The organism is Pseudomonas sp. 09C 129, assembly GCF_002843625.1.
Lineage (GTDB): Bacteria > Pseudomonadota > Gammaproteobacteria > Pseudomonadales > Pseudomonadaceae > Aquipseudomonas > Aquipseudomonas chlororaphis.
This window is the reverse complement of record NZ_CP025261.1, coordinates 6,172,000-6,184,811: the sequence shown is the minus strand read 5'-3', so window position 1 is coordinate 6,184,811 and position 12,812 is coordinate 6,172,000. Positions and strand designations below refer to the sequence as shown.

The 12,812-nt window shown below is 63.0% G+C and carries 13 protein-coding genes; 6 read left to right on the top strand and 7 right to left on the bottom strand.

Going from position 1 to position 12,812, the window contains the following annotated elements:
• Positions 1–29 precede the first annotated feature (29 nt).
• From ispE to CXQ81_RS27510, 3 genes are read right to left on the bottom strand one after another with little or no spacing between them, the layout of a single operon-like run.
• On the bottom strand, positions 30–881 hold the full coding sequence (ispE, locus tag CXQ81_RS27520; RefSeq protein ID WP_053262602.1) for a 4-(cytidine 5'-diphospho)-2-C-methyl-D-erythritol kinase: 852 nt from the start codon (positions 879–881) through the stop codon (positions 30–32).
• A 2-nt stretch (positions 882–883) separates the two neighbouring features.
• Entirely contained in the window at positions 884–1,501 is a 618-nt protein-coding gene (gene lolB / locus CXQ81_RS27515) for a lipoprotein insertase outer membrane protein LolB (RefSeq protein WP_007928346.1), read from the bottom strand.
• Between the two features lie 4 nt (positions 1,502–1,505).
• Positions 1,506–3,230 carry a tetratricopeptide repeat protein gene (locus CXQ81_RS27510; RefSeq protein WP_007928348.1) on the bottom strand — a complete coding sequence of 575 codons (1,725 nt, stop codon included), beginning with the start codon at positions 3,228–3,230 and terminating at the stop codon, positions 1,506–1,508.
• 181 nt (positions 3,231–3,411) lie between these two features.
• Between CXQ81_RS27510 and hemA the strand changes: the two genes are divergently transcribed.
• The 6 genes from hemA to CXQ81_RS27480 all read left to right on the top strand — a co-directional run bounded on the left by hemA (position 3,412) and on the right by CXQ81_RS27480 (position 8,781).
• Positions 3,412–4,698 (top strand): glutamyl-tRNA reductase, encoded by a 1,287-nt coding sequence (gene hemA / locus CXQ81_RS27505; protein WP_101339079.1) that lies wholly within the window; start codon positions 3,412–3,414, stop codon positions 4,696–4,698.
• On the top strand, positions 4,695–5,777 hold the full coding sequence (gene prfA, locus CXQ81_RS27500) for a peptide chain release factor 1 (RefSeq protein ID WP_007928353.1): 1,083 nt from the start codon (positions 4,695–4,697) through the stop codon (positions 5,775–5,777). The genes hemA and prfA overlap by 4 nt, the downstream gene beginning before the upstream one ends.
• Positions 5,778–5,783: 6 nt before the next feature.
• Entirely contained in the window at positions 5,784–6,614 is an 831-nt protein-coding gene (gene prmC / locus CXQ81_RS27495) for a peptide chain release factor N(5)-glutamine methyltransferase (protein ID WP_101339078.1), read from the top strand.
• Positions 6,608–7,363, top strand: coding sequence for a molybdopterin-synthase adenylyltransferase MoeB (locus CXQ81_RS27490; RefSeq protein WP_101339077.1), 756 nt, complete (start codon positions 6,608–6,610; stop codon positions 7,361–7,363). The genes prmC and CXQ81_RS27490 overlap by 7 nt, the downstream gene beginning before the upstream one ends.
• Positions 7,356–8,147 carry a glutamate racemase gene (gene murI, locus CXQ81_RS27485; RefSeq protein ID WP_101339076.1) on the top strand — a complete coding sequence of 264 codons (792 nt, stop codon included), beginning with the start codon at positions 7,356–7,358 and terminating at the stop codon, positions 8,145–8,147. Before CXQ81_RS27490 ends, murI begins: the two co-directional genes overlap by 8 nt.
• Positions 8,148–8,262: 115 nt before the next feature.
• A complete protein-coding gene (locus CXQ81_RS27480; RefSeq protein ID WP_007928361.1) occupies positions 8,263–8,781 on the top strand; it encodes an acyloxyacyl hydrolase in 519 nt (172 codons plus the stop codon).
• A gap of 7 nt (positions 8,782–8,788) precedes the next feature.
• Here CXQ81_RS27480 and CXQ81_RS27475 read toward each other — a convergent pair whose 3' ends face one another.
• From CXQ81_RS27475 to CXQ81_RS27460, 4 genes are all read right to left on the bottom strand, one after another.
• On the bottom strand, positions 8,789–9,094 hold the full coding sequence (locus tag CXQ81_RS27475) for a YkgJ family cysteine cluster protein (RefSeq protein ID WP_007928363.1): 306 nt from the start codon (positions 9,092–9,094) through the stop codon (positions 8,789–8,791).
• A gap of 64 nt (positions 9,095–9,158) precedes the next feature.
• A complete protein-coding gene (gene phrB, locus CXQ81_RS27470) occupies positions 9,159–10,604 on the bottom strand; it encodes a deoxyribodipyrimidine photo-lyase (protein ID WP_101339075.1) in 1,446 nt (481 codons plus the stop codon).
• Positions 10,605–10,617: 13 nt separating this feature from the next.
• Positions 10,618–11,553, bottom strand: coding sequence for a MerR family transcriptional regulator (locus CXQ81_RS27465; protein WP_101339074.1), 936 nt, complete (start codon positions 11,551–11,553; stop codon positions 10,618–10,620).
• Between the two features lie 3 nt (positions 11,554–11,556).
• A complete protein-coding gene (locus tag CXQ81_RS27460) occupies positions 11,557–12,525 on the bottom strand; it encodes a DUF523 and DUF1722 domain-containing protein (protein WP_101339073.1) in 969 nt (322 codons plus the stop codon).
• Between the last annotated feature and the right edge of the window lie 287 nt (positions 12,526–12,812).

The window sequence follows — 12,812 nt, the reverse complement described above, 5'->3', positions numbered from 1 at the left end:
TGCATCAAGTGCCTGGCACTTGGTTCCTTTTAGAGCAGACTTTGCAGCTTGCGATGCAACATCGAAACGTTGCTTCCTTTTGCTACAAACCCTGTAAGGGTCTCTGTAAGAAGGGCCGAGACTTTATCAGCTTCAGCTTTGCTTGGGAAGCCCCCAAACACACAACTTCCAGTTCCGGTCAGTTTTGCTTCGGTAAATTTACCTAGCAAATTCAATGCGTTACGTACATCTGGATAGCGCCTTGCAACCACCGGCAAACAGTCATTTCTGCCGTTTCCCTTGGGAACGGGGCGCACTTTAATGGGCGGAGTGTCACGTGTCAACAGCGGATCTGAAAAAATTTCTGCTGTACTTACAGAGACTTGCGGCACCAGCACGAGATACCAAGGTTCCTCGGGGTCTACCGGGGTGAGTTTTTCTCCCACGCCCTCGGCGAAAGCTGCATGCCCCCGCACGAAAACCGGCACGTCGGCGCCCAGGGAAAGGCCCAGCGCGGCCAGGCGATCTTCGTTCCAGCCCAGTTGCCAGAGGTGATTCAGGCCCAGCAGAGTGGTTGCTGCATTGGAACTGCCGCCACCGATGCCGCCGCCCATGGGCAGGACTTTCTCGATCCAGATATCGATGCCCAACGGGCATGCGGATTGTTCCTGAAGCTGTTTGGCCGCGCGCACGATCAGGTTGCTGTCGTGGGGGACGCCGGCGAACTCCGTATGCAGGCGAATGACGCCGTCATCGCGCACGGCAAAGGTGATTTCATCGCCGTAATCGAGAAACTGAAAAATCGTCTGCAGTTCGTGATAGCCGTCTTCACGGCGGCCGAGGATATGCAGCATCAGATTGAGTTTTGCCGGGGAGGGCAGGGTCAGTCGTGGCGCGCTCATGCTTACTGCCCCAGCTTGCGTGGTTGCCATTCCTTGATCACCAGCGTGACGTCAAGGTCGCGGCCATGCAGCTTGATCCGCTCGGGCAGCCAGTAACCGCTCTGTTGTGCATAACTCAGGTATTCGACCTGCCAATTGTCCTGTTCGAGATTGGACAGGCGGCTGTCGCCGTCCAGGGTCAGGCGACTCTTGCTGTCGGGGGCGGGCAGCCCGCGAACCCACCAGGCCAGATGCGAGACCGGCAGGTTCCAGCCCAACTGTTCTTCGAGCAGGGCTTCCGGAGTCGGGGCTTCGTAACGTCCCTGGTTGGCGACTTCCAGCGCGACCTTGCCGGGACGTCCGGTCAGGCGGGCGGCGCCGCGACCCAGCGGGCCGGACAGGCGGATATCGTAGTAATCCTGGCGCTGCAGCCAGAACAACGTGCCGCTGCCCGAATCCTTGGGGGCGCGAATGCCGATCTTGCCGTTGATCTGCCAGCCGTCGAGGCCGCTCAGTTGCTGTTTGTGCTCGCGCCATAGCGCAGGGCTGCCGTGACCCTCGACGGATTCGCGGGTGCCGAAACCCGAGCAGCCGGCGAGCAGAGCGATAAAGCTGAAAACGATAAGGTGGCGCAAAAACATAGTCTTAAAGGGTCTCTGATCCGGTCAGGCGCTTGATGGTGCTGCGCAGGATAGGGCTGTCTGGCTGGTCCTTGAGGAACTTGCTCCAGATCTGCTTGGCTTCGCGTTGCTTGCCATTGGCCCAGAGCACTTCGCCCAGGTGCGCGGCGACTTCCTGGTCGGGAAAGCGTTCCAGCGCCTGGCGCAGCAGGCGTTCGGCTTCCGCGAGGTTGCCCAGGCGATAGTTCACCCAGCCCAGGCTGTCGAGTACCGCCGGATCGTCCGGGGTCAGCTGGTGGGCCTGTTCGATCAGGGCCTTGGCTTCGGCGTAGCGGGTCGTGCGATCCGACAGGGTGTAGCCGAGGGCGTTCAATGCCATGGCGTTGTCCGGCTCGCGCTTGATGATCAGGCGCAGATCCTTTTCCATCTGGGCCAGGTCGTTGCGCTTCTCGGCCTGCATCGCACGGGTGTAGAGCAGGTTCACATCGTCCGGGTATTGCTGCAGGGCTTGCTGGAGAATCTTCCAGGCCTTGTCGCCCTGTTTGTTGGCGGACAGGGTTTCGGCTTCGATCAGGTACAGCTGGATGGCGTAGTCCGGCTGGGTGTCGCGGGCGGCGGCCAGGCGTTTTTCGGCTTCGGCGGTACGGCCGTTGTTCATCAGGATGTCGGCCTGGCGCAATTGTGCCGGCAGGTAGTCGGTACCTGGGCCGACCTGGCCGTATTCCGCCAGCGCGCCTTGCGGGTCGTTGAGTTCTTCGGCGATACGGCCCAGGTTCAGGTGCGCCGAATCGACGTGGCTTTCCCGGGCGATCAGGTCCTCCAGGTAACCCTTGGCTTCTTCCCAGTCCTTGGCTTCCAGGCAGACCAGCGCCAGGGAGTAACGCAGCTCGTCGTCTTCCGGGTACTGCTGGACCAGGCTGGAGAACTGGGCCTTGGCGTCGTCCATGCGATCCTGCTCGACCAGCATGCGCGCGTAAGTCAGGCGCAGGCGCTTGTCGTCCGGGTACTTGCGAATGCTTTTTTCCAGCAGCGGCAGGGCTTCGTCGGCGCGGCTGAGGCTCTGCAGCAGGCGGGCGCGCAGGAGGATCGGCGCGATCTCGCCTTCTTCCGGCGGATTCTGCTCCAGCAGCTTAAGGGCTTCGCGGGTATCGCCGTCCTGTTGCAGCAGCAGCGCCTTGCCGAACACCAGTTGGCCGTTGTTCGGGTGTTTTTGCAGCAGGCGGTCGAAGCTCTTCATCAGCCCGTTACGCGTGTCCTGGTCGGTGTCGGCGGCCGACAGCGCGAGGAAGTCGAAATGGGTGTCGCCCTTGCCCTGCAGGACTTTCTCCATATAGACCATGGATTCGTCGTAGCGCCCGCTGCGGGCCAGCTGGATGGCGGCGGCACGCTGGGCTTCCAGGTCGTCCGGGGCGTTTTTCGCCCAGATCAGCGCAGTGTCCAGCGCGGCCTGGTCGGCGCCCAGGTATTCGGCGATGCGAAACGCCCGCTCGGAGATGCCCGGGTCCTGGGTATTGATGGCCTGGGTGACATAGTTGTCCAGGGCAATGTCGAAACGATTGCGTTGGCCAGCCAGCTCCGCGCTCAGCAGGCTGAAGACCGTGTCTTCGCTGAACGAGGAGTAAACCTTGGGCTTTTCAGGAGCCGGGGTAGTGTCTTCGACCGGCGGCGTACCGTCCGGTGAAACGGGTGCCAAGGCCTGGCAGCCGCTGAGGAAGACAAAAGCGAGGAGCAACGCGGAAGATCTATTCATATAGGAAGAGGACGACTAACCTGCGGTCGGATCATCATGACACAAGCCTTCGGCCAAACATAACCGAGACTCAGCGGATGCCTTACAGAGGCAGTCTATTGGGACAATAGTCGGCAGTGGTTGTTCTGAATCTTTCGAAGTAGGACAATTGTCGGCTTCTCGACATCATCAGCGACCTTGAATGGCCTTCCTCGCACTCGGTATTAACCACAAGACTGCTTCAGTAGACGTCCGCGAGCGCGTGGCCTTTACCCCTGAGCAGTTGGTTGAGGCCTTGCAGCAGCTCTGCCGCCTCACCGACAGCCGCGAAGCTGCGATCCTCTCCACCTGCAATCGCAGTGAACTCTATATAGAACAGGATCACCTTTCGGCGGATGTCGTGCTGCGCTGGCTGGCCGAGTATCACCATCTGAGCCTCGAAGACCTGCGCGCCAGTGCCTATGTGCACGAAGACGATGCGGCCGTTCGTCACATGATGCGTGTCGCCTCGGGGCTGGACTCGCTGGTGCTGGGCGAACCGCAGATCCTTGGGCAGATGAAGTCCGCCTACGCCGTGGCGCGTGAGGCCGGAACCATAGGCCCGCTGCTGGGGCGGCTGTTCCAGGCCACCTTCAGTGCCGCCAAGCAGGTACGTACCGACACCGCCATCGGCGAAAACCCGGTTTCCGTGGCCTTTGCCGCGGTGAGCCTGGCGAAACAGATTTTCAGCGATCTGCAGCGCAGCCAGGCGCTGCTGATCGGCGCCGGCGAGACCATTACCCTGGTCGCCCGCCACCTGCATGACCTGGGGGTCAAGCGCATCGTGGTCGCCAACCGCACGCTGGAGCGCGCCAGCACCCTGGCCGAACAGTTTGGAGCCCATGCCGTGCTGCTGTCGGATATTCCTCAGGAGCTGGTGCACAGCGATATCGTCATCAGTTCCACCGCCAGCCAGTTGCCGATCCTTGGCAAGGGCGCGGTGGAAAGCGCGCTGAAGCTGCGCAAGCACAAGCCGATCTTCATGGTGGATATTGCCGTTCCGCGGGATATCGAACCGGAAGTCGGCGAGTTGGACGACGTTTACCTCTATACCGTCGACGATCTCCACGAAGTGGTCGCCGAAAACCTCAAGAGCCGCCAAGGCGCGGCGCAGGCGGCGGAAGAGCTGGTGAACATCGGCGCCGAGGACTTCATGGTGCGCCTGCGCGAGCTGGCTGCGGTGGACGTGCTCAAGGCGTATCGTCAGCAGAGCGAGCGCCTGCGCGATGAAGAACTGCAAAAGGCCCAGCGCATGCTGGCCAACGGCAGCAGCGCCGAAGACGTCCTGATGCAACTGGCTCGCGGCCTGACCAACAAACTGCTGCATGCGCCCAGCGTCCAGTTGAAAAAACTGACCGCTGAAGGCCGCCTGGATGCGCTGGCCATGGCCCAGGAACTCTTTGCCCTCGGTGAGGGCGCTTCGGACTCTTCGGATAAAAAATCGCAATGAAAGCGTCACTGCTCAATAAGCTGGATGTCCTCCAGGACCGTTTCGAGGAACTGACCGCGTTGCTTGGCGACGGCGAAGTCATTTCCGATCAGGCCAAGTTCCGCGCCTATTCCAAGGAGTACGCCGAAGTCGAGCCGATCGTCGAGACCTATAAACAGGTGCTCAAGGTCCAGGCCGACCTCGAGGGCGCCCAGGCGCTGCTCAAGGACAGCGATCCGGACATGCGCGAAATGGCGGTGGAAGAAGTCCGCGAGGCCAAGGAACAATTGGTCGAGCTGGAAAGCACCCTGCAACGCATGCTGCTGCCCAAGGACCCCAACGACGGGCGCAACGTGTTCCTGGAAATCCGCGCCGGCACCGGTGGCGACGAGGCGGCGATCTTCTCCGGCGACCTGTTCCGCATGTATTCGCGTTATGCCGAGCGGCGTGGCTGGCGGCTGGAGATCCTCTCGGAAAACGAGGGTGAGCACGGCGGCTATAAAGAAGTCATTGCCCGGGTCGAAGGCGAGAACGTCTACGGCAAGCTGAAATTCGAATCCGGTGCCCACCGCGTGCAGCGGGTGCCGGCCACCGAGTCCCAGGGCCGCATCCATACTTCGGCCTGCACCGTGGCGGTATTGCCCGAGCCGGACGAACAGGAAGCCATCGAGATCAATCCCGCGGACCTGCGGATCGATACCTATCGCTCCTCCGGTGCCGGTGGCCAGCACGTCAACAAGACCGACTCGGCGATCCGCATCACCCACATCCCGTCGGGAATCGTGGTCGAGTGCCAGGAAGAACGTTCCCAGCACAAGAACCGGGCGCGGGCCATGTCCTGGCTGTCGGCCAAGCTCAACGACCAGCAGACCAGCGCCGCAGCCAACGCGATTGCCAGCGAACGCAAGCTGCTGGTGGGTTCGGGCGACCGTTCCGAGCGCATTCGCACCTACAACTTTCCCCAGGGTCGGGTGACCGATCACCGTGTCAACCTGACCCTCTATTCCCTGGATGAAATCCTCGCCGGTGGCGTCGAAGCCGTGATCGAACCGCTTCTGGCCGAATACCAGGCCGATCAACTTGCGGCACTGGGCGAGTAAACATAAATGACCATCATCGCCAGCCTGTTGCGCGCCGCCCAATTGCCCGATTCGCCCACGGCCCGCCTGGATGCCGAATTGCTGCTGGCCGCTGCCCTGGGCAAGCCGCGCAGCTTCCTGCACACCTGGCCCGAGCGGATCGTGCCCAGCGAAGCGGCACTGACTTTTGCCAGTTACTTGCAGCGGCGCCGTTCCGGCGAGCCGGTGGCCTATATCCTTGGCCAGCAGGGCTTCTGGAAGCTCGACCTGGAAGTGGCGCCACACACCCTGATTCCGCGTCCCGACACCGAATTGCTGGTGGAGGCGGCGCTGGAACTGCTGCCCGCCACCCCGGCCAGAGTGCTCGACCTGGGCACCGGCAGCGGCGCCATCGCCCTGGCCCTGGCCAGCGAGCGCCCGGCGTGGCGGGTCACCGCGGTCGACCGGGTGCTGGAAGCCGTGGCCTTGGCCGAACGCAACCGCCAGCGCCTGCAACTGGACAATGTCACGGTGCTGAGCAGCCATTGGTTCAGTGCCCTCCCAGGCGAGTGTTATCAGCTGATCATCAGCAACCCGCCCTATATCGCCGACGCCGACCCGCACCTGGCGGCTGGCGATGTGCGTTTCGAGCCGGAGAGCGCCCTGGTCGCGGGCAAGGACGGGCTGGACGACCTGCGCCTGATCATTGCCCAGGCGCCAGAGCACCTCGAGGCTGGCGGCTGGTTGATGCTCGAGCATGGCTACGACCAGGCGCCGGCTGTACGCGACCTGTTACTCAGCCAAGGGTTTGCCGAGGTGCACAGCCGTGTCGACCTGGGCGGTCATGAACGCATCAGCTTAGGAAGCCTGCCGTGCTGAACGATCAGGAGTTGTTGCGCTACAGCCGGCAGATTCTGTTGCAGCACGTCGACATCGACGGCCAGTTGCGGCTCAAGGCCAGCCGCGTATTGATCGTCGGCCTGGGTGGCCTGGGTGCTCCGGTGGCCTTGTACCTGGCCGCCGCGGGTGTCGGCGAGCTGCACCTGGCCGACTTCGACACGGTCGACCTGACCAACCTGCAACGCCAGATCATTCATGACACTGACAGCGTCGGCCTGAGCAAGGTCGATTCGGCAATGCGCCGCCTGTCCGCGATCAATCCCGAGATCCAGCTGGTGCCTCATCGTGCCGCGCTGGATGCCGACTCCCTGGTGGCCGCGGTCACGGCGGTGGACCTGGTGCTCGATTGCACCGACAACTTCTCGACCCGCGAAGCAGTGAATGCCGCCTGTGTCGCCGCCGGCAAGCCGCTGGTCAGCGGCGCGGCGATTCGCCTGGAAGGGCAACTGTCGGTGTTCGACCCACGGCGTCCCGAGAGCCCGTGCTACCACTGCTTATATGGGCACGGCAGCGAAGCCGAACTGACCTGCAGCGAGGCCGGTGTGCTCGGGCCGCTGGTGGGGCTGGTGGGCAGCTTGCAGGCCCTCGAGGCCTTGAAGCTGCTGGTGGGGTTCGGCGAGCCGCTGGTGGGTCGCCTGTTGTTGATAGATGCCCTGGGCACGCGCTTTCGCGAACTGCGGGTCAAGCGCGACCCGGGCTGCAGCGTCTGTGGGGGGCCACATGCGTGAGGCGCCGATCGGTGTCTTCGACTCCGGCGTCGGCGGCCTGTCGGTGCTGGCGGAGATCCAGCAGCGCCTGCCCCATGAGTCGCTGCTGTATGTAGCCGATTGCGGCAACATTCCCTACGGCGAGAAAACCCCCGAATTCATCCGTCAGCGTTGCAGCCTGGTCGCCGGGTTTTTCCGCGAGCAGGGCGCCAAGGCGCTAGTCCTGGCCTGCAACACCGCGACTGTGGCCGCTGTCGCCGACCTGCGTCGGGACTACCCGGACTGGCCTATCATCGGCATGGAGCCCGCGGTCAAGCCGGCTGCCGCCGCCACCCGCAGCGGCGTGGTCGGCGTGCTGGCCACCACCGGAACCTTGCAGAGTGCCAAGTTCGCCGCCTTGCTCGATCGTTTCGCCACCGATATCAAGGTCATTACCCGGCCATGTCCGGGCCTGGTGGAACGGATCGAAGCCGGGGACCTGCACAGCCCCGCGTTGCGCCAACTGCTGCAGGGTTATGTCGAACCGCTGCTGGCGGCCGGCTGTGACACCCTCATCCTCGGCTGCACCCACTATCCGTTTCTCAAGCCGTTGCTCAAGTCGATGATCCCCGAGGACATCAGCCTGATCGATACCGGGGCCGCGGTTGCCCGCCAGTTGGAGCGCCTGCTCGGCGAGCGCGAGCTGTTGGCTGCGGGGCCTGCACGCCAGGCCCGGTTCTGGACCAGTGGCGATCCGTGTCACTTCAGACATATTCTGCCGTTGCTCTGGAAAGAGGCGGGAGCGGTGCAAAGCTTCGCTTTATAAAAAATCCTGCAGAAGCGCTGATTTGCTCTGAACTTCTGTTCAAGCGCAGATTTCTATTAACGTGTCTGCGGAATCTGTACAACACCATACAAATCGTTTGAAAAGGATGTTCCTGATGAGACGAATGTTTTGTTTGGCCGCGCTTGCGGCCGCGCTGTTGGGGCAAAGTTTTTCGGCACAGGCGGCCGGCGTCGAGTTTTCGGTGGGGCAGACCGGCGATTCGACCCAGACCTATCGCCTGGGCATGCAATTCGATTGGGACAAAAGCTGGCTGCAAAGCGATGTCGGTCGCCTGACCGGCTACTGGAGCGGCGCCTATACCTTCTGGGATGGCGACGAGAAGTCCAGCAACCACAGTCTGTCGTTCTCGCCGGTGCTGGTGTACGAATTCGCCGGCCAGAACATCAAGCCTTACATCGAGGCGGGGATTGGCGTGGCGGTGTTCGCCAACACCGAGGTGGAGGACAACAAGCTGGGTTCGGCGTTCCAGTTCGAGGACCGCTTCGGTTTCGGCCTGCGGTTCAACGGCGGGCATGAAGTCGGTCTCCGTGCCACGCACTATTCCAACGCTGGCATCGCGACGCCCAACGACGGTGTAGAGAGCTACTCGCTGCATTACACCATGCCGTTGTAAGACCCTTTCAGCGATACGCCGTGGCGATGCCGCGGCGTTCGTTGAGGCAGTCCGCTTCCCCCATCTCGAATTCCCGGCAGATCAGTGGCCGTTGTTCGTAGATGCTGCACAGCATGCTGTTGCGATCCAGCGCGGCACACCAGCCATCATCCAGTCGCAACATGACTTCGCCACCCCAGTCGTCGGTGTCGATAAAACGTTCGGGCACCCCGGTTTCGGTGATCAGCATCACTTCCAGTTGGCAGCAGCAGGCCGCGCAGCTCGAGCAGGTGACCGCCGTTTCGGCGATCTGGGTGACAGGAATAGTGGTCATAGGCGCGCAGTGTAAGGCAAGTGGCCGCAGGCTGTGTGAAACCACTGACGGACGCCTGCCGCCCTTACTCCCGATACTCCTCGGCCGCCACCCGTGACGGCAGGTTCTTGAAGGCCGCCAGGGCGCGCTCGCGGGACATCGACAGATCGACCATCGGCGGCGGGTAATCGGCCACGCCGAACAGGCCACCCATGGCAGCCGGGTTGTGGATATCTTTTTCGCTCAATCCCGCCAGCTCTGGCAGCCAGTGCTTGATGAACGTCCCTTGGCTGTCGAACCTCTGCGACTGGCTCAAGGGGTTGAAGATGCGGAAGTAGGGCGCCGAATCGGTGCCGGTGGATGAACTCCATTGCCAGCCACCGTTATTCGCCGCCAGGTCGCCGTCGATCAGGTGGCGCATGAAAAAGCGCTCGCCCTGGCGCCAGTCGATCAGCAGGTTCTTGGTCAGGAACATCGCCACGATCATCCGCAAACGATTGTGCATCCAGCCGGTTTCCAGCAACTGGCGCATGGCCGCGTCGATGATCGGCAGGCCGGTGCGGGCCTGCTGCCAGGCCGCCAGCTCCTCGGGGGCATCGCGCCAGGCCACGGCTTCGGTTTCCGGGCGGAAGGCCCGGTGCCGGGATACCCGCGGATAACCCACCAGGATGTGTTTGTAGAACTCGCGCCAGAGCAGTTCGTTGATCCAGGTGACGGCGCCGGGGCTACCACTGGCGAACTCGCCCCGGTTGTTTTGCAGCGCCGCGTGCAGGCATTGGCGCGGCGACAGCACGCCGGCGGCGAGGTAGGGCGAAAGCTGGCTGGTGCCGGGCCTGGCCGGGAAGTCGCGCTCGGCCTGGTAGTGGTCGAGCTGCGTCTCGGCAAAGCGCGCCAGGCGTTGTTGCGCCGCGGTTTCACCGGCCGGCCATAGCGCCTGCAGGTGCGGGCCGGGTGTGGGGAAGCCCTCGACCTGCCGGGGCAGCGCATCGGCCTTTATCCTCAGCGCGGCTTGCGCCCTGGGAGCCGCCAGCTGTGGCGGCAGGGTGCTGTGCAGCCGGTTGTAGCAGACCTTGCGAAACTGGCTGAAGACCTGGAAGTAGCCGCCGCTCCTGGTCAGCACACTGCCGGGCCGGAACAGCAGTTGGTCGAGGTAACTGTGGAAGCCCACGCCCAGGCTCTTCAGCAGGCTGGCCACCGCCATGTCACGGCGACTCTCGTGAATGCCGTATTCCTCATTGACGTGCAGCGCCTCGATGGCCAGTTCCCGGCACAGCTGCAACAGCACCTGGGGGGCCTGCTCCCAGCTCGGCGCTTGGCGGATCAGCAGCGGGATATTCAGTCGCGCCAGGTCGCCGCTCAACTGCTCAAGGTTACGCAGCCAGAAGTCGACCTTGCACGGCGCATCGTCATGCGCCTGCCATTGCCGCGGACTCAGCAGGTACAGGGCCACGGTCGGCCCGCGCTGGGTCGCGGCGCTCAGCGCGGTGTTGTCATGCAGGCGCAGGTCGCTGCGTAGCCAGATCAGTTGCATGGGAATTCCTGCATTAGAGAAGCCTTAGCCCGGTCAGGGCCTGGTGCGCCGAGAGCGGGTCTGCGGCGAGGTGCAGATTGGCGATCTCGGTAGTGCAGACGGCCAGTTCGGCGTGGTGGATGCTCACTGCTGGGCCGACGATGAGTACCGGGCGGTCGAGGCCGCCGAGCAGGTGTGGCAGTTGCCGCAGGTTGATCGACTGGCTCGAGTACAGCAGCACGCCCCGCGCTTTCAGGTGTTCGGCGGCCAGGGCCAGTTCACCGGGGGGCAGCGGCCAGTCGAAGACTTCCACCGGGCAGTCGGCATTGCTGATCAGCCAGGCGCAGAGCCACAGGTGCGGCTCCAGCGGCAGGTCCGAGTGATTGATTAGCAGCAGCGGGGCGCCTTGCAGCTGGCGATTGTTGTGATAGACCCGCACCGCGAATTTGCTGCGCAGCCAGGAATGGAAAAACACCCGCTCCATCCGCATGCCAAAGCGGCCCTGCCAGCGCTGTTCGAGTTCGCCCAGCAGTGGTAGCAGCAGGTGCTCGCACAAGGTTCGTGGCGGATAGAGCGCCATGGCCTGGTTGAAGCTTTCGTCGACCTGGCGCTCGGCCAGTTGGCTGATGGCCTGAATCAGGCGCTGGCGTTGCAGGTGCCAGTCGTTGTGGGCCGGTTCGCTGGGCGCCGGCTCGGCGTCCAGCAGGTGCTTGACCTGGCTGACCGCCACCCCGCGATCGAGCCAGGTCAGGATCTTCAGGATGCGCTGCACGTGTTCGTTGGAAAACAGCCGGTGACCCTTGGCGGTGCGTTGCGGCACGATCAGCCCGTAACGACGTTCCCAGGCGCGCAGGGTGACGGCGTTGACCCCGGTCTGGCGGGTCACCTCGCGAATCGGCAACCAGCCTTGCTTATGGGTGCCATCGGATTCGCTGGCGGGTGCATCCGGGTCGAGCCTCGAGTCGTTCATGGTTCAGAGCGCGTTGCGCAGGCTGAGGCTTTCCGGGTGGGGCTGCAGGTACGCCTGTTGCGCGATGTAGGGATCGGGGTGCCGGCGCAGGTGATGCTTGAGCAGGGTCAGCGGCACCACCAGCGGCACGATGCCGTGGCGGTACTGGGTGATGAGGTGCTGCATTTCCTGTTTGTCGTCGCGGCTGATGGCTTGCTTGAGATAGCCGCTGATGTGTTGCAGCACGTTGCTGTGGGTACGGCGGGTGGCGCACTTTTTCAGGGCCGCCATCAACTGGCTGAAATAACGCGGGCCGACGTGCGCCGGGTCGCTTTGGCCCATGCTGCCCAGCAGATTGCCGAGGACCTTGTATTGCTCCGGGTTGTGGGCCATCAACAGGTATTTGTAGCGCGCGTGAAAGTCGGTCAGGCGGCGACGGCTCAGGCCCTGCCTGAGCACGTCCTGCCAGGCGCTGTAGGCGAATACCCGGGTCAGGAAGTTTTCCCGCAGCACCGGATCCTTGAGCCGGCCGTCTTCTTCCACCGGCAGGTCCGGATGGCGGCTGCAGAAAGCCTGGGCATGGATGCCGCGTCCGCTGAGCTCGGCGGGGCGGCCCTGGTCCTGATAGACCTTGACCCGCTCCAGGCCGCAGGACGGAGATTTCTGCATGAAGATGTAGCCGCAGAGGCTGTCCAGTTCAGCGGCCATGCGCTGGCCGTAATCCGTGAGTGCCCGGGTGACATCCATGGTTTGGTCGAGGCTGCCAACGGCCCGCGGTTGCCGCGGATCGCCCATCAGGCGGATCGGTTCGCGGGGGGTACCCAGGCCAATGGCGACTTCCGGGCACAGCGGGACAAACTCGAAAAACTCAGCGAGGGCCTGGCTGCACAGGCGCGATTCCTTGTGCCCGCCGTTGTAGCGCACAGGCGCCCCCAACAGGCAGGCGCTGATGGCGATTCTCGGCTTGTCGGCCTGGGCTGGATTGTCGGGCATGTGAGAGGCTCCGGTTTCATGTACAAAAATAAGATCTTGTACAACTTTTCCTCATCATCATAGGATCAAAGGTGTGCAAGTCAAATATTTTGTACAGCTTTGCCGCGCAGCCTTTTGGGTTACGTCCTGCTCATCTGTCGGTCGCTGGTCTGTAGCCCTTCGATTACTGGCTGGCTAACACAGGAAATTTTGGCGCGTGTTTTTCTTCATCTCGGAACAGTCCGATCAGCAGAAGGGTGTTTCGGGTTTTGGAGCGGGGAGACAGGCTGCTGTCCATGGCGACAGCA